General features: G+C 45.9%; 14 protein-coding genes and 1 tRNA gene. 7 read left to right on the forward strand and 8 right to left on the reverse strand.

The window, feature by feature from the left end; genetic code table 11:
• Positions 1 to 2 precede the first annotated feature (2 nt).
• From T360_RS0113685 to T360_RS0113715, 7 genes are all read right to left on the reverse strand, one after another.
• Positions 3 to 320: a heavy metal-binding domain-containing protein gene (locus T360_RS0113685; protein WP_028913282.1), complete on the reverse strand. Its 318-nt coding sequence runs from the start codon at positions 318 to 320 to the stop codon at positions 3 to 5.
• A 220-nt stretch (positions 321 to 540) separates the two neighbouring features.
• Positions 541 to 614: transfer RNA gene (locus T360_RS0113690), tRNA-Arg, on the reverse strand.
• Between the two features lie 95 nt (positions 615 to 709).
• On the reverse strand, positions 710 to 1,594 hold the full coding sequence (locus T360_RS0113695; protein ID WP_036929604.1) for an AraC family transcriptional regulator: 885 nt from the start codon (positions 1,592 to 1,594) through the stop codon (positions 710 to 712).
• Positions 1,591 to 2,478 carry a 4-hydroxy-tetrahydrodipicolinate synthase gene (gene dapA, locus T360_RS0113700; RefSeq protein ID WP_028913284.1) on the reverse strand — a complete coding sequence of 296 codons (888 nt, stop codon included), beginning with the start codon at positions 2,476 to 2,478 and terminating at the stop codon, positions 1,591 to 1,593. Before dapA ends, T360_RS0113695 begins: the two co-directional genes overlap by 4 nt.
• A gap of 17 nt (positions 2,479 to 2,495) precedes the next feature.
• On the reverse strand, positions 2,496 to 3,449 hold the full coding sequence (locus T360_RS0113705; protein WP_013064961.1) for an SPFH domain-containing protein: 954 nt from the start codon (positions 3,447 to 3,449) through the stop codon (positions 2,496 to 2,498).
• A 24-nt stretch (positions 3,450 to 3,473) separates the two neighbouring features.
• Complete coding sequence (locus T360_RS0113710; protein ID WP_028913285.1) at positions 3,474 to 3,926, reverse strand: NfeD family protein; 453 nt, start codon at positions 3,924 to 3,926, stop codon at positions 3,474 to 3,476.
• Positions 3,927 to 3,938: 12 nt separating this feature from the next.
• Complete coding sequence (locus T360_RS0113715) at positions 3,939 to 6,302, reverse strand: C10 family peptidase (RefSeq protein WP_028913286.1); 2,364 nt, start codon at positions 6,300 to 6,302, stop codon at positions 3,939 to 3,941.
• A 115-nt stretch (positions 6,303 to 6,417) separates the two neighbouring features.
• Between T360_RS0113715 and T360_RS0113720 the strand changes: the two genes are divergently transcribed.
• From T360_RS0113720 to T360_RS0113745, 6 genes are all read left to right on the forward strand, one after another.
• On the forward strand, positions 6,418 to 8,778 hold the full coding sequence (locus tag T360_RS0113720) for a carboxypeptidase-like regulatory domain-containing protein (protein WP_028913287.1): 2,361 nt from the start codon (positions 6,418 to 6,420) through the stop codon (positions 8,776 to 8,778).
• A gap of 123 nt (positions 8,779 to 8,901) precedes the next feature.
• Positions 8,902 to 11,454, forward strand: a complete 2,553-nt coding sequence (locus T360_RS0113725; RefSeq protein WP_028913288.1) for a DUF4842 domain-containing protein — start codon at positions 8,902 to 8,904, stop codon at positions 11,452 to 11,454.
• A 153-nt stretch (positions 11,455 to 11,607) separates the two neighbouring features.
• Entirely contained in the window at positions 11,608 to 12,018 is a 411-nt protein-coding gene (gene mce, locus T360_RS0113730; RefSeq protein WP_028913289.1) for a methylmalonyl-CoA epimerase, read from the forward strand.
• Positions 12,019 to 12,094: 76 nt separating this feature from the next.
• A complete protein-coding gene (locus T360_RS0113735; protein ID WP_028913290.1) occupies positions 12,095 to 13,660 on the forward strand; it encodes an acyl-CoA carboxylase subunit beta in 1,566 nt (521 codons plus the stop codon).
• Positions 13,661 to 13,682: 22 nt separating this feature from the next.
• On the forward strand, positions 13,683 to 13,832 hold the full coding sequence (locus T360_RS16435) for a hypothetical protein (protein WP_175549504.1): 150 nt from the start codon (positions 13,683 to 13,685) through the stop codon (positions 13,830 to 13,832).
• Between the two features lie 2 nt (positions 13,833 to 13,834).
• Complete coding sequence (locus T360_RS0113745; protein ID WP_028913291.1) at positions 13,835 to 14,263, forward strand: biotin/lipoyl-containing protein; 429 nt, start codon at positions 13,835 to 13,837, stop codon at positions 14,261 to 14,263.
• Between the two features lie 63 nt (positions 14,264 to 14,326).
• Here the strand turns inward: T360_RS0113745 and T360_RS15495 are convergent, their stop codons facing one another.
• Positions 14,327 to 15,382 (reverse strand): hypothetical protein, encoded by a 1,056-nt coding sequence (locus T360_RS15495; RefSeq protein ID WP_036929608.1) that lies wholly within the window; start codon positions 15,380 to 15,382, stop codon positions 14,327 to 14,329.
• A 126-nt stretch (positions 15,383 to 15,508) separates the two neighbouring features.
• Here T360_RS15495 and T360_RS0113755 point away from each other — a divergent pair, with 126 nt between their 5' ends.
• Entirely contained in the window at positions 15,509 to 16,702 is a 1,194-nt protein-coding gene (locus tag T360_RS0113755; protein WP_028913292.1) for an ATP-binding protein, read from the forward strand.
• The last annotated feature ends 5 nt before the right edge of the window (positions 16,703 to 16,707 follow it).

Here is a 16,707-nt window from a genome sequence, read left to right on the forward strand (position 1 = left end):
AATCAAATAACTACAGCAGTTCCGCTGGTGGCTACCATAAGCATCGAGCCCTGGGCTCCAACAGTCTCATAGTCAATATCGATTCCTACTATGGCATTGGCTCCAAGAGCTTGAGCTCGCTGAATCATCTCCTGTATGGAGGTGTCCTTAGCCTCAGCAAGCACTTTCTCATAACTTCCTGCACGTCCACCTACAATGTCGCGGATACCCGCAAAGAGGTCTTTAAACATGTTGGCACCAATAATCGTTTCACCTGTCACAATACCCTTGTATTCGCGGATGGTGTGACCTTCAATCTGTGGGGTTGTTGATAGTATCATAATCGTTATATTTTAAAAAAATCTGTTTGCAAAAATACCATAAAATGCGGTAAATTCAGTATCTTTGCACCATTATTTAAGTATTATTATATGAGAGCAATTATTGAAGAAGCACTCGAGATTGAACTGCTACCTAAAATAGTTGAATTGGAAACAACATAAGAAATCTTCTTTGCTAATTTACAATAAAAGAGAGAGGTATCAAAAACCTCTCTCTTAGTGATTCCGGCGGGATTCAAACCCACAACCTTCTGATCCGTAGTCAGATGCTCTATTCAGTTGAGCTACGGAACCGAAATTCCATCATTTCTGATTTGCGGGTGCAAAGGTACGGACTTTTTTTGAAACCACCAAACTTTTACTGGCTTTTTTCTAAAAAAAGTTCATTTCTACACGATAATTCGCGTTTTATGGTAGTTTTCGCGGAATTCTGTAGGACTACACCCCTTACGTTTCTTAAAAATGCGATTAAAATTGCTCAGGTTGTTGAACCCGCAAGCATAACTGATTTCCGACACAGAATTTGTACTATCCACCAGCATGCGGCTGGCATATCCCAATCGCTGGTCGATAATATACTCACTCAGATTACGCCCGGTGTGCAATTTAAAGAAACGACTGAAGGCCGACGGACTCATACCAGCCAAATCGGCCAGCGTGGTGAGTCGGATTTCCTTTGTATAATTCTGATCAATATAGTTTTTCACCTTCTGCACTCTCCTACTGTCGCTAGAAACCTCAATCTTAGCAAAACTACTAGAGGCTAGCGTATGCGCGCCATCACACTTTGACAGTTCATAGAGAATGGTAAGAAACTGCATGAAAGCATAAAATCCATCTTTAATGGTACTCAGCGAATTGAGTTGGCGATAAACACGCATAATGGCATCCATCGGGAAGCTAAGACCTTTGCGTGCTTCCTGCATCATCTGTCTGACAGAAGCAAACGGATTTCGAGCAAAGATGCTATCTTCAGAGAAATCAAACTCAAAATGCACAGTAATCTCATGGATATCCTCGCTATTGCAAGTACCTTGCTCCCACACGTGCTCCAGGTCAGGACTAGTAATAAGTACCAGGTCGTAATCCCCTATCACTTCGTTAGAGTCGCCCACAATGCGACGAACGCCTGGGGCATGCTCTACGAAGTTAAGTTCGAACACCTTATGGTTATGGATAGGATAAGTGAACTCCTTTTTATGTCGTTCAGCTATATACAAGACATCCTTCCCTGTTAACTGGGTAATTTCGTGTATGACTTTGCTCTCTATCATATTTTCAGTTCTTTCAGTATCTCTGACATGCGCTGCATATTATTAATGCGCATAGGTACCAATGGCAAGCGAAGTACATTCTGTATAAAGCCCATCTCTGAAAGCATGGCCTTTACACCTGCGGGATTGCCATCTACGAACAGTAGTGAAAACAGATCTGTGAATCGATGATGAATGGTTCTAGCCGGATCATACTCACCACGCATCTGCAAACGAATCATTCGTGAGAACTCCTTGGGCAAGGCATTTCCAATAACAGATATCACGCCTACAGCACCACAGCTTACCATTGGGAAGGTGAGAGAATCATCGCCTGAGATCACATCGAAATCGGCTGGTTTGTTTTTGATAATCTCATCCACCTGCTCCAGATTGCCACTAGCCTCCTTGATGGCTACGATATTCTGACAGTCGCGTGCCAAACGAACGGTAGTTGCAGCCTGGAGATTTACGCCTGTACGACCAGGCACATTATAAAGAACCACCGGTAATGATGTGGCAGCGGCGATGGCTTTAAAGTGCTGATATAAACCTTCCTGCGAGGGTTTGTTGTAATAAGGACAAACGCTCAGCACGCCATCGATACCCTTAAAGTCGGCAGTTTTCAGTTCTTCAACCACAGCAGCAGTATTGTTGCCACCGCATCCTATAAGAATAGGAACGCGCGCCTGAACGTAATCCACCACCAAGTCCTTTATCTTCTGCTTTTCCTCGCGAGTCAATGTAGGCGTCTCACCTGTTGTAGCCAGGATGCAGAAGAAATCGGCACCATTGTTGAGCTGATAATCTACGAGACGTATCAGCGCATCATAGTCAACCGAACCGTCTTCCTTGAATGGGGTTATGAGCGCAATGCCCAACCCTTTGAAAATGTTATGTACCATGTATTATTGTGTTGCTATTATTCTGCTTTAAACAAATCTTTAATACCACCTATCGAACCGAGGAGGTTAGTAGCCTCGTACGGCAGATAAACGGTTTTGGTCTTATCACCTTCGGCCAACTCCTGCATCATCTGGATATACTTCTGAGCAAGCAGATAGTTGGCTGGATTGGTGCTCTTACCTACGGCCTGAGTGATGAGTTCGATAGCCTTAGCCTCAGCCTCAGCCTTACGGATACGTGCCTGCGCCTCACCTTCAGCTTGGAGGATAGCCTGCTGCTTGGCAGCCTCAGCCTTATTTACTATGGCTGTTTTCTCACCTTCAGATGCAAGGATTTCGGCAGCTTTCTGACCTTCAGAAGTAAGAATCTGTGCACGCTTATTACGCTCGGCCTGCATCTGCTTTTCCATCGCAGTAAGCACAGAGTCGGGAGGTGTGATATCCTGCAACTCTACACGATTCACCTTCACGCCCCATTTATCGGTAGCATCATCGAGCACAGCACTCAACTTTTTGTTGATAGTGTCACGCGAAGTAAGTGTTTCATCGAGCTCCAGTTCACCAATAATGTTACGCAGGGTAGTCTGCGTAAGTTTCTCAATCGCATTAGGCAAGTTATTAATCTCGTATGTAGCCTTGAAGGGATCTACAATCTGGAAATACAGCAGCGCATTAATCTCTGTCTGCACATTATCCTTTGTAATCACATTCTGTTTTGGGAAGTCGTACACCTGTTCACGCAGATCGATAGTAGTGGAGTACATATAGCGCCCGTGATGAAGAACGACTATCGACTTGGCTCTATCGATAAACGGGATAATGATGTTGATACCAGGCTGGAGCGTAGCATAGTAACGACCCAGACGTTCAATGATCTTGGTTTCTGACTGAGGAATAATAACAAGTGCCATTTTGGCAAAGATAACCACGCAAACCACGATGGCTATCAAGATGTAAGACATTATATCCATAATTTAATCTTTTAGTTTTTATTTCTATTTCACTATTTCAACAGTAATGATAGTAGAGGTACGATCTACTACTACGACATTTGCACCTTCAGGTATTTCTGTCTGTCCGACAGCAACTGCCTTCCATATGTCGCCATCTATCTGCACGCGACCAGACCCGCCATCAGCTATTGCCTCAACCACTCTACCCTGACGGCCTAACAATGCTTCAGCATTACTGACACGCTTGTCTTCGCCTTTATGCAGATAACGCTTGGCAAATGGGCGCACATAGAATATGCTAGCGAGGGAAACTACAGCAAAAACCACAATCTGGTAATAGGTTCCGGCTCCGAGAGCTGCCACAACAGCAGCAGGCACCGCTCCTATAGCAAAGCAGATGATAAAGAAGTCGCCAGCTGTGAGCTCCAGAATCAGGCAAATCACGGCTACTACAGCCCACAACTGCCAGAGATGTTGCATCATATATTCTATCATAATCCTAAATAATTATCTGTTTACAACTTTCTTTTTATTAATAATGTATATACCCTTAGGCAGGCTCTTCAGATCAGACGCCTTGCCCACTCTTACGCCGCGCATATCATATACGATGGCATCTTCGGTATCAAACATGATATCCTTGATGGCAGTATCTTGCGTAAGCAGGTAAATGACGTTATAGTAAAATCTGATATAACCATCGCCAGCATCTTCGTAATTAAGAGGTTTAGTATTCTCTCCGTCAAAGGCAGTAACAAGCAGCATATAATAATTACCAACGGTAAGATTATCATAACTGAATGCAATATCCTTCGACTCACCTATCTGCAGGTCAAGCGCTTCTTTTTTTGAACCAAGAGACTCCATCGCATTGACAGATGCGCCGCCATAGAAACTCAAATTCACACCCTTGTCATACGCTAAGCTACCATAGTTAGAAAAATGAAGCGTACCCTTGAATGAAGTGCCGGGCACCTCATTCATTCCTGAAGAAGTTGACTTTGCGTTTTCAACTTCCATATCCATCACTAGGGCAAATCCCGATACATTTACTTCGAAACGATAGAGCGAATCAGTCAACTCTTCGGGATCGCCGCTAAGATAGAACACAAATTTTCCGGCACGCTGTGGTGTATATTCCAGCACCACATCACCCGTCTGACCTGCTTCAAGATTGGTACCACAACCTGCAAGCAACTGGAATTGATCTTCGCCGAGAGCCAAACTGGCATTACCATAGAGGTAAATCGGCGCATTGCTCACCTTATTTTTATCAGTCAGATTTACTGTAATAGTCATCGGCTTACCAACTTCACAATTCTCACTTACTTTGACAGAATTGACTTTAAACCACGAATTATAAGTCTCTGAATCCCTTCCGTAAGTCGTTGTCATCATATTCCTGCCATCGATTGTGAGTTCCACATATCGACAAGTGGCACTCATTGCCCAATGCCATTTCTTCTTACCAGTTTCACGACTCAACATGCGCAGCTGATATGTACCATTGGCAAGCCCCTTGCCTAATATTAAAGACCCAGTTCCAATTCCACTGTAACCAAGATTACATTCTAAAGGATCACCCCCAGTAATGTCTTTCAGGGAACACGAATCAAGTATCTGCAACAGTTCATCCCCCTTATATAATGCACAAGCCAGATCATACTGTCGAGCATCCGGTTGGTTTACATTAAAACAACTCACCACCACCTGGAAGGCAGGGAAATTAACAGAAGTAGATGATCGTGTATAGACTCCTTTATCATCCAGAATATCCATACTTCCAATTTCCAATCTATAGGAAGTTTCTGCACCAGCATCTCCTTTTTCTGCACCAACGACAGCAGCTTGCAAAATCGAGTAGCCACTTGATCCCGCATTACCTCCTGTATATTCTTCTCGAGGATTAAGAACAGAAATAAGGAAATAGTTGTCACTATATCCGCCCCATCCCCAATTCACATGATAATATCCAACTCCGTCTTTTGCCTGATATCCATCCAGCAAAAAAGCATGCCCCCCCATTCCATCAGCAGAAGAAACAGATTGGGCAGAATATAGCACAGGGCGCTTGGCAGCCAACTCATTATAAATCACCTCATCCCATGAAGCAGGCGTATAGCACGAGCGTGTGATATAATCTGTGGATTCTGAGTAGTGATAAATATTACGCAAAACCTCACTAATTTCAACATTAGAAGCACTAGATTGATCTGCTTGGTACTTCATAAAAACATTCTTACCCACATCACTCATCAATTTTGCCACAGCTTTAGCTGCATCACTATCGTCGGCTTCAGTATATGTCGTTTTCATGGCATTCCAGTCGAATGACTCCGGCCACTTATGATAATACATAAGTTGCGACATAGCAGTAGCCACGCAACCCGTTGGGCATTTCACACCATCCACCTCCGGACAATACATATTATAAGGAGCCCCCTGATCCCATTTAGTAGTTATCAAAGGCGAGATATCAGAATGAGTAGAAACGGCAGCACGCGTCTTAACCACGCTATTAGCAGTTTGATGATAAGCTTTAAGAATAAACTTCATAGCTTCAGGAGCCGTCTTAGCATCGTAAGCTTCGCCTGTACCATAAGCCAGTATAGCAGGCAGCTCATCGTTGGCACTTACCACTACGAAACCTTTATCTATATTAAATACATAAATACCTGCATCTTCACCATCGGCAACACCTGTAATAGCACGTGTCAGCTCATAATCAGCAACAGAACGGGTAAAGCCATATTTATTACTCTGCAAGAATGCACCTGCAATTTTGCGAGCTGATTGTTCGTCTACAGGAGCAGCAACTGCCAGTAAGAAACTGAACAGTAAAAGATAGGTTGTGAGTAGAATTTTCTTCATTTTCCTAACAATTTGATGGTTTTATAGTGCAAAAATAGACATTTTTGTCGAAACTGCCAAGAAAAAATTAAATTATAGCAAATAAAAACATGTTTTTTGCGTTATATATGTCAGAATGAGACATATTTTTAAGTTATTCATCAGCATCATGGTGCTCATGACACACACCATGACAACACTTGCCGACGACTTCACCCTGAAAGGGAAAGTTATCGACGAAGAAGGCCATGCGCTTGAATTGGTAACAGTATCGTGTGTGGCCCAGGGAAAAGTTACCATGAGTAATCTGAAAGGCGAGTTCAGTATTGGTTTGAGCACAGCCGACTCGGTAGCAGTTAAGTTTACGATGGTGGGCTACGGCGTAAGAAAGCGCGTGTTCAGACGCCCCAAGGGCAAGATGACGGTACAGATTGTGATGCATCCGGCAGCAACCCTGAGCGAGGTAACGGTCACCCAACAGAGAAGGCAGACCTCACAAACGGAGCAACTGAATGCGAAAAACCTCAAGAACGCCCCTTCTGCCACAGGCAACGCCGTTGAGGAACTGATACAGCAGCAAGCTGGCGTTTCGAGTCATAATGAGCTTTCGTCGCAATACAATGTACGCGGAGGCTCATTCAATGAGAACTCTGTTTATATCAATCAGGTAGAAGTTTACCGACCGCTATTGATAAGTAGCGGCCAGCAAGAAGGTCTGTCGGTCATCAATCCCAGCATGGTTGAAAAAATCGGCTTTTCTACAGGTGGATATGAAGCGAAATACGGCGACAAGATGTCGTCGGTTTTAGACATCACCTATCGGCACATGAAAGGTTTCGAAGCAAACGCTTCAGCCTCTCTGCTTGGTGCAAGCGGCTTCATCGGCTACGGCAACAAGAACTTCTCCATGACTCACGGCATCAGATACAAAACAACGCGCCATCTGTTGGGCACATTAGAAACAACGGGCGAATACAGACCATATTTTATTGATTACCAGTCATATATCAGCTATAATCCAAACAAAAGATGGAATATTGATTTTATTGGCAACATTGCCGATAATCATTATAATTTCAAGCCAGAAGACAGAGAGACGAAGTTTGGCACGATGAGTAACATCAAGTCGTTCAAGGTTTACTTTGACGGACAGGAAAAGGACCGTTTCAACACCTTGTTCGGAGCGTTAGGCATCACTCGCAAAATCACCGATTCAACAAGTATAAAGTTTATTACATCAGCCTTTCACACTAAAGAGCGCGAAACATACGATATAGCCGGCCAATACTGGCTGAATGACACCCAGACACAAGAAGACTTAGGCATAGGCACTTACATGGAGCATGCCCGCAATTATCTGACAGCCGACGTTATCAATTTCAAGTTGATTGGGCGCCACCAGACACGACATCATAACTACGAAGTAGGTTTGAGCTTCAAGCGCGAGCATATCAAAGAGCAGTCACGCGAATACGAAATGCGAGATTCGAGCGGCTATTCTATTCCCCACTCTGCCGACAAGCTCAATCTTATATACACCCTGAACGCTCAGAACGACATCAGGAGCAACAGAATCGAGGCTTACTTGCAAGACAGCTACCGATGGTCGAAAGGCAACAGCTATTACACCCTGAACTATGGTGTGAGAATAGCCAACTGGAGCTACAACAAAGAAACAACCGTATCTCCAAGAGCCTCATTAGCCATTGTACCAGCCTTCAATAATGACCTAACTTTCAGGTTTGCAACAGGCTTGTATTACCAGGCGCCATTCTTCAAAGAAATGCGCGACACCACGACTATCAACGGCATCACAACAGCCATATTGAACAGCCATATCAAAAGCCAGCAGTCCATACACATCATTGCTGCAGCCGACTACCGTTTCAAGCTGTTGAACCGTCCCTTCAAGTTTACTGCCGAGGCATACTACAAGGCACTATCCAACCTGATTCCATACAACGTGCAAAACATGAAGATCACCTATTACGGCGACAATCAGAACAAAGGATATGCCACAGGACTCGACCTGAAGCTATATGGCGAATTTGTGCCAGGCAGCGACTCATGGCTCACATTCTCACTCATGAGCACACGCCAGAAGCACAACGACAAATGGATACCGCTACCCACCGACCAACGCTGGGCAGTAAACCTGCATTTTACCGATTATTTCCCAGGCACCGAACGATGGAAGATGACGCTCCGCCTGGCATTAGCCGACGGTCTGCCATTCGGAGCCCCCCACAAAGGCTTGGAACAGCAACAGTTCAGAGCCCCCGCTTACAAGCGTGCCGACATCGGCATGAGCTACTGCGCGCTCAAGCAATCCAAGGGCATTAAAGGACTCTGGCTTGGGATAGACTGTCTGAATCTATTTGGCATATCCAACGCGAACAGCTATTATTGGGTGACAGATATCAACTCCACACAATGGGCCGTACCCAACTACCTGACAGGACGCCAAATCAACGGTAAAATCTCAATAGATTTGTAAAAATACGTTAAATATTCAATTATAAAAGGATAAAAACGCGCGTATATAGACAAAATTAGCTATCTTTGCAAATAAAATCAAGTTGCAAAAATACTGCATAATAGAACTAAAATAATATTCAAAATGAAAAAGATAACAATTTTGTCTATAGCCTCACTACTCATAGTTAGTAGTTGTTCTCAGGAGCTCAACTATGATACCACCGAGGAGATCAACGAGAACGCCCAGAACATTTTTGGCATTATCGACCCAAATCAGGATTGGCACACCTATACCTCAGGAACAGTTAGCGTGACCGCCGATGCCGAACTGGATGACATTGCAAAAGTACAGATTCTGACAGAATCGCCATTTTTCAACGAAAACGCCATGGTGCTGGCCGAAGCCGATGCAACAGCCGGCCAGGTGATATCGCTCCATTACGATGCACCTCGCGGAACCGAGACGCTGATTGCCGCCTGTGTTGACAGCAAGGGGCACTACTACATCAAGCCGTTTGAAGCCGGCACCCCGCAAGTAAGTTTCTCTACTCCAGTAGCCACAACTCGCGCGCTGACCCGTGCCGCAGCAGGCATCGACGTAAGCGGATTGACGCTGGATGCCGACAGCACAGTCTGGTCTATCAACGCCGCCAGAACGATTAATTCAAAGATTGTGACTACAGCCAACGAGAGCGCTTCTCTCAGAGTACTCAAGAATAATTCTATTGATCTCTGGCTCAACTCTAATTGGGAGAACGAGCGAATGTGGCAGTTGTCTACAGACAGTCACATGAGCAACGATTGGAGCGTTGTTCAGGGCACAGTTGTCAGAAACATCGCCCCCATCACCCAAGATGAGCAGAACACGCTGACAGCCATTTTCAACAAATGGCTTTCGCGCAAGAAGAATTCAGACGGAACCAGAGTTGACAATCTCGCACCTATCCGCAACAGCTCAGCTGTCAAGCTCTTTAATAATCATTTGACAAGCGAAGGACAGCCCATCACGCTTATTCCCGTTCAGATGGCCTCGACCGACATACCTAATTGCGATTTGTTCTATTATTACTACAATCCTCAGGCTGTTCCCAGCGACACCGCCGACTATATTAAGTATATTAAGCAGCTGCCTAAGTTTAAAGCTATCCCCTGCAGTTACACCCGTACTGCCAGCAGCATCAAGAAAGTAGAGGATTTCTTTAAGGTTCACGAATACCTGTTGCCATATTATGGTGATTTTAAGGTACCGACAGTCAACATTTCAACAACTGGCGTTTACCGTATTCGCAACGTTGGCAAGACTGCATCTAATCATAAAGACTACCTGACCTATTTGAACAACGACGTTTACAACGGCGACAAACTGGCATCAGCCTATGCCGACAATGATGCCAACATAGCCAATCAGCTCTGGCAGATTTACGAATTAGGCGACGGAAAATGCCTGTTCTACAATATCGGTGCCAAGAAATTCTTCACAAGCACAGGTAAGGATTATGTTGATGAGAAAAGCGATTGGGGCACCATCTTTACCACCGAGCCTTTGTTTATAAAGGAAGAACCATTCTATGTAACCACCAACAACGACGGCACAAAACGCATCTGGCGCGACAACACGCACACGCAGATTGTAGGTGCCACCGATAAGAAAGACAACAACCGCATTGCCACCAATAAGGCCCCCAATGATGGTAAAATCATCGACTGGGTATTCGAGCCTTACACCAATACCACCGGTATCGACATTCCCGCATCTGTTACAATAGAGGCCGACCCTGTAGATCATGCCGCCGTGAGCGACTGCATCCCTGCAGGCTATAAAGTGGGATTCATGCTGAGAAAGGCCAATACGCCACGCGCAACTTCAACACGCATGGGCTTCATGAGAGCTAAAAATAACGGTTGCACATTTGGCTATGGCGAACTGAACAGATGTATCAACAACTTCCCCGACCATTTCAGCACCGCAAAGATAACGTATAGCATGAAGGACAACGACACGCGAATTGCGATGTTTAACGCCAACAATAAGACCTACCTTGCCTTTGAGGATGGTAGCGACACCAACTTCAGCGATATGATCATCGAGCTAACAGGCCGAAGCGGTATGATGTTTGATGACGTGCAGGAGGTTGAAGGCCAGCCGTTCACTATGTGTTTCGAGGACCGTCCTCAGGTAGCCGACTACGACATGAACGATGTAGTGCTCCGCTGTGTACGCTTAAGCAGCAACACACTCGAGTTATCGCTCATCGCTACAGGTGCCCTGGATCAGGTTTATATCGAAGGCATAGAAGGTTCGCTGGTGAGCGGAACCGAGCTGAACAACAAAGAAGTACACGAACTTTTCGGTGTTGCCAGCAGCGTCTTTGTAAACACACAGCCCTCAGAACCGCTCATCCCGGTAAAGAGTGCCGTATATCAAGTGAGCGAGCAAACCACCATTCCACAGTTCCTGAGCAATATCTATATCCGGAACGTGACCCGAGGTGGCAACGAGATTCATGTACCCAAGATGGGAAATGCCCCTTACGCGCTGATCGTACCTGGCGACTTCAACTACCCCATCGAGCTAACCAGCATCATCAACGCTTATACCGCATTCAGAACATGGGCCAACAACGCCAACAACTACGGCGCATGGTTGGATTCTTATGTAGAGTCAAAAATCTACACCAACCCATTCAATCGGTAAAAAGATTAGATAAAAGATGAATAATCATAGAGATTGTGACCGCTTTCGGCATCACAATCTCTATTTTTATTAAAAAAAAGCAAAATAACACCGAATTCTCATTTTAGTTTTGTATCTTTGCATCTCGAAATATTAATTCTAATTTTTAAAGTTATGAAGATTTCGCACATTGAGCATCTGGGCATTGCCGTCCAGAGCATTGAGGAAAGCCTGCCGTTCTTTACCGACGTGCTGGGTCTGGAGTGTTATGCAACAGAGGTGGTTGAAGACCAGAAAGTGAAGACTGCCTTCTTGAAGTGTGGAGAGGTTAAGCTGGAGCTGCTGGAGCCCACATCACCCGAGAGCACCATCCAGAAGTGGCTCGACAAGGGCAACAAAGGAGTTCATCACGTTGCATTCTGCATCGAGGATGGCGTAGCAAAAGCTTTGGCTGAGGTATCAGAGAAGGGTGTTCGCCTGATTGACGAGAAGCCACGCAAGGGTGCCGAAGGCTTGAACATTGCATTCCTTCACCCCAAATCAACCGCAGGCGTTCTTACAGAGTTGTGCGAGCATCCGGAGTAAAAGTGAAGAATCTAAGAATTTAAGAATTGAAAAATTTAAGAATTGAAAAATTTAAAATATTGAATTAGAAAAAGAAATGAGCAAACAATTAGAAAAAATCAAGCAGCTCATCGAGAAGCGCGAGCAGGCGCGTCTTGGTGGAGGTGAGAAAGCAATTCAGAAACAGCACGATCGCGGTAAATACACCGCTCGTGAGCGTATAGAGATGCTGCTCGACGAGGGTTCATTCGAAGAGTACGATATGTTTAAGGAGCATCGCTGCCATAACTTCGGTATGGAGAAGAAGCAGTTCCTTGGCGATGGTGTTGTAGCCGGTTCAGGTACTATCGACGGTCGCCTGGTATTTGTATTCGCACAGGACTTCACCGTTCATGCTGGTTCTCTGTCAGAAACCATGAGCCAGAAGATTTGTAAGGTAATGGATATGGCCATGAAGATGGGCGCTCCTGTTATCGGCATCAACGATTCGGGTGGTGCACGTATTCAGGAGGGTATCAACTCGCTGGCAGGTTTCGCCGAGATTTTCGAGCGTAACATTCTGGCTTCGGGTGTTATCCCACAGATTTCAGGTATTTTCGGTCCTTGCGCCGGTGGTTCTGTTTACAGCCCTGCCCTGACCGACTTCACCCTGATGATGGAAGGCACATCATATATGTTCTTGACTGGTCCAAAGGTAGTAAAGACCGTTACTGGCGAGGATATCGACCAGGAGCACCTGGGTGGTGCATCTGTTCACGCCACCAAGTCGGGTGTTACCCACTTCACCGCTAAGACCGAGGAAGAGGGTCTGCAGATGATCAAGACTCTGCTGAGCTACATCCCATCAAACAACATGGAGACCGCTCCTCTGAAGCCTTGCACCGATCCTATCAACCGTATGGAGGACACTCTGAACGAGATTATCCCAGAGAACCCCAACGAGGCATACGATATGTACAAGGTTATCGCAGCTATTACCGACAACGGCGAGTTCTTCGAGGTACAGCCTAAGTTTGCCAAGAACATCATCGTTGGTTTCGCTCGCTTCAATGGTCAGAGCGTAGGTATCGTAGCCAACCAGCCTGCTTGCTACGCTGGTGTGCTCGACGTAAACGCCAGCCGCAAGGGTGCCCGTTTCGTTCGTTTCTGCGACGCCTTCAATATTCCTATCGTATCGCTGGTTGACGTTCCTGGATTCCTGCCTGGTACAGGTCAGGAGTACAACGCCGTTATCCTGCACGGTGCTCAGCTGCTCTACGCTTACGGCGAGGCTACTGTTCCCAAGATTACTGTCACCCTGCGTAAGTCGTACGGTGGTTCTCACATCGTTATGGGCTCTAAGCAGCTGCATACCGACCTTAACTACGCATGGCCATCAGCCGAGATTGCCGTTATGGGTGCATCAGGTGCTGCCGCTGTGCTGTATGCTAAGGAGGCCAAGGCCAAGAAAGAGGCTGGTGAGGATGTTAAGGCATTCATCGCCGAGAAGGAGGACGAGTACAACGAGCTCTTCGCAAATCCATATCAGGCAGCCAAGTATGGCTACATCGATGATGTGATTGAGCCTCGCAACACCCGTTTCCGCATCTGCCGCGGTCTGGCTCAGCTTGCTACCAAGCGCGACTCGCTGCCCGCTAAGAAGCATGGTAACATTCCTATGTAATTGATAATTGACATTAATAATTATGAATAAAGAAGTATATGCTGCTATAGCCTTGGCTCTGCACGAGCATCTGGGAAACAACGTTCACGACGTTGAAACAGGCATTATCACAATTAACGCTCACCCCACCCAGTGGAACGGCTATGCACAATCATTCACTCAACATCCATAAAAATGAAAGAATACAAATATACAATCAATGGTAATAAGTATGAGGTTGTAGTTGGCGATATTAATGACAATATTGCAACTCTGACCGTGAACGGCGAAGAGTACACCGTTGAAATGGAAAAGCAGGCAGAACCTGAGAAGAAAAAGCCTGTTATCAAGGCTGCCACAGCAGCTGCTACCGACGATGCTCCAACAGCCAACAAATCTGCTGTCAATAAGGCTAATGCCGTAAAGGCTCCTCTGCCTGGTGTCATCACCGACATCCTGGTATCAGAGGGTCAGGAGGTAAAGGCCGGCGACACCGTAGTTGTATTGGAAGCAATGAAGATGGCCAACAACCTGACCGCCGAGAAGGATGGTAAGGTAACCGCTATCTGCGTAAAGGTTGGTGAGAGTGTAATGGAAGACGACGCTCTGATTGTTATCGAGTAAGATTACACCTGATTATAAAAAGAGAGAATGACTTTTCGTGAGCCATTCTCTTTTTTTTTATATCTATCGTTTGCGAACGCTTACCCGATATTTGTCCGTCAGTTCAACATGCATCACGCGTGTGAATCCATCCTTAAAAGGCGGAATGGATAGTGCCACATGCCCCATCGTTCGCCTCAGGTTGATCTCTACACAAGGCTGCAGCAAGAACCCATCCTTATCAGGCTTAGCCACAATCATCATGTCAACACCAAACGGACCTTGATACTTACCCTTCAACAAGCAGCCCATATACTTACAAATGTTTTCTTGAACGCTAAACAGCAAATCATCTGAAACATAAGCATTTAGAATCTGCTGTTTCTCATCTTCGGTAGCTATCAGGTTGCCCGTATAGGCGCCATTCCTAGTCTGAAAGAGGGATAGTCCCAGATATCTCACGCTGCCCTCACCATCACTCTCAAACTCCATACCGAAGTCTTTCACCTTATTATAATAGGGCTCGATGGTTACGCAGCCCTGCTTTTCTATGATATTACTGATCCAGCGCTCCTGATAGGTATCCAGGGCATCCGCCATGAATCGCACCCCTCGCCCACTACTGCTCCACGGAGCTTTCACCACGATGCGCCCATGGCTGGCCAGCGCCTGCTTCACCTCATCTATCGTGCTGGCACACCAAGAGCTACCAATAGTTCCGGGCAGTTGCAACTGACTGAGCATACCCACAGCCTGCTGGCGATGCGACAAGTTGCGAATCTCGGCTATCTCATCCTCGGTGGGCAGGATAGATGCATCCACCCCATTGCGAATCAAGAATGAGCGCAGCGCCAAATCCCATCCCCAAGGTTCCACCTTATTTATATATAGGTGATGCAACTGCGTCTTATCTACAAACTTTTTGGGTGTGCCACCTATCTTTGCCCTCAGTCGGCCATACGACATCATGGCCTTTTCCACATCATCCACCAACACATAATCATCCTCTCCAGCCCAAAGAGCAGGTATATATCCTAAATCAAATCTGAGCTTTCTGCCGGCATGCGGCGCTGTGAAGTTTGACATGTTTGCAGCCAAAGCGAGGTCGTGTTCTGGATTAAATACGTATAATTTTGTCATTTTTCCTAATTTTGGCGCAAAATTACTATTTTTTTTTGAGATTTTGCAAGTTAGACTTTGCAATTTAAGATAAAATGTGTAACTTTGCAGCACTTTTAAAAGTAAACGGAAACAAATCAAGCAGGAATGGAAGCTTTTTTCAGGACGCACAGATATCTCGTAGAGCATGTAAATGCACCGGTTCGTCGCATTCTTATGGATGAGATTAACTGGACCGACCGCATGATTGGTATCAAAGGTACACGAGGTGTCGGCAAGACCACCTTTCTTCTACAATATGCCAAGGAGAATTTTGATATACAAGACAAGCAATGCCTGTATATCAATATGAACAACTTCTACTTTCAGGGTCAGGGTATAGCCGATTTTGCAGGCAACTTCTACAAGCACGGCGGTCGCGTATTGCTCATCGACCAGGTGTTTAAGCAGCCCAACTGGAGTAGCGAGCTCCGCAAGTGTTATGATCTGTACCCCAATCTCAAGATTGTGTTTACTGGTTCGAGCGTGATGCGCCTGAAGGACGAGAACCCCGAACTGAATGGCATCGTGAAGAGCTACAATCTGCGCGGATTCTCGTTCCGCGAGTTTCTCAACTTGATGACGGGCAACAACTTCAGACCTTACTCTTTCGAAGAGATCATGGAGAATCCCGAGCGAATCATCAAGCAGATTCTGCCCAAGGCCTCGCCCAACAAGTATTTCCAGGATTATATCCATCATGGTTTCTACCCCTTCTTCCAGGAAGATCGCAACTATAGCGAGAACCTGCTGAAGACGATGAACATGATGACCGAGGTGGATATTCTGCTCATCAAGCAGATAGAGCTGAAGTATCTCACCAAGATCAAGAAGCTATTCTATGAGATAGCCGAAGACGGTTCGAGCAAGGCTCCCAATGTGAGCAAGCTGGCGCAGGATATCGAAACCAGTCGCGCCACGGTCATGAACTACATCAAGAATCTGGCCGACGCTCGCCTGCTCAACATCCTGTATCCTGTGGGTCAGGAGTTCCCCAAGAAGCCAGCAAAGATCATGCTCCACAACTCTAATCTCATGTATGCCATCTACCCTATCAAGGTAGAAAAGCAGGAGGCTATGGAGACATTCTTTGTGAACTGCATGTGGAAAGACCACAAGGTGAACAGCTGCAGCACGCGCGATGCCCAGTATATCGTGGACGAAAAACTGAAGTTCCGCGTACTGGATGCCAAGACCTCCGGCAAGTTTCATTCGCAGCCCGACGTGATCTACGCGCGCTACAACACGGAGGTTGGCAAGGATAACCAGATACCTTTATGGCTGCTGGGATTCCTCTACTAAGAATT

It is taken from the genome of Prevotella sp. MA2016, from assembly GCF_000619825.1.
Classification (GTDB): Bacteria; Bacteroidota; Bacteroidia; order Bacteroidales; family Bacteroidaceae; genus Prevotella.

Bases quoted from the DNA above. Each gene is read 5' to 3' on its own strand.
- T360_RS0113685 (WP_028913282.1), bottom strand. From the start codon at position 320: ATGATACTATCAACAACCCCACAGATTGAAGGTCACACCATCCGCGAA.
- T360_RS0113695 (WP_036929604.1), bottom strand. From the start codon at position 1,594: ATGATAGAGAGCAAAGTCATACACGAAATTACCCAGTTAACAGGGAAG.
- dapA (WP_028913284.1), bottom strand. From the start codon at position 2,478: ATGGTACATAACATTTTCAAAGGGTTGGGCATTGCGCTCATAACCCCA.
- T360_RS0113705 (WP_013064961.1), bottom strand. From the start codon at position 3,449: ATGGATATAATGTCTTACATCTTGATAGCCATCGTGGTTTGCGTGGTT.
- T360_RS0113710 (WP_028913285.1), bottom strand. From the start codon at position 3,926: ATGATAGAATATATGATGCAACATCTCTGGCAGTTGTGGGCTGTAGTA.
- T360_RS0113715 (WP_028913286.1), bottom strand. From the start codon at position 6,302: ATGAAGAAAATTCTACTCACAACCTATCTTTTACTGTTCAGTTTCTTA.
- T360_RS0113720 (WP_028913287.1), top strand. From the start codon at position 6,418: ATGAGACATATTTTTAAGTTATTCATCAGCATCATGGTGCTCATGACA.
- T360_RS0113725 (WP_028913288.1), top strand. From the start codon at position 8,902: ATGAAAAAGATAACAATTTTGTCTATAGCCTCACTACTCATAGTTAGT.
- mce (WP_028913289.1), top strand. From the start codon at position 11,608: ATGAAGATTTCGCACATTGAGCATCTGGGCATTGCCGTCCAGAGCATT.
- T360_RS0113735 (WP_028913290.1), top strand. From the start codon at position 12,095: ATGAGCAAACAATTAGAAAAAATCAAGCAGCTCATCGAGAAGCGCGAG.
- T360_RS16435 (WP_175549504.1), top strand. From the start codon at position 13,683: ATGAATAAAGAAGTATATGCTGCTATAGCCTTGGCTCTGCACGAGCAT.
- T360_RS0113745 (WP_028913291.1), top strand. From the start codon at position 13,835: ATGAAAGAATACAAATATACAATCAATGGTAATAAGTATGAGGTTGTA.
- T360_RS15495 (WP_036929608.1), bottom strand. From the start codon at position 15,382: ATGACAAAATTATACGTATTTAATCCAGAACACGACCTCGCTTTGGCT.
- T360_RS0113755 (WP_028913292.1), top strand. From the start codon at position 15,509: ATGGAAGCTTTTTTCAGGACGCACAGATATCTCGTAGAGCATGTAAAT.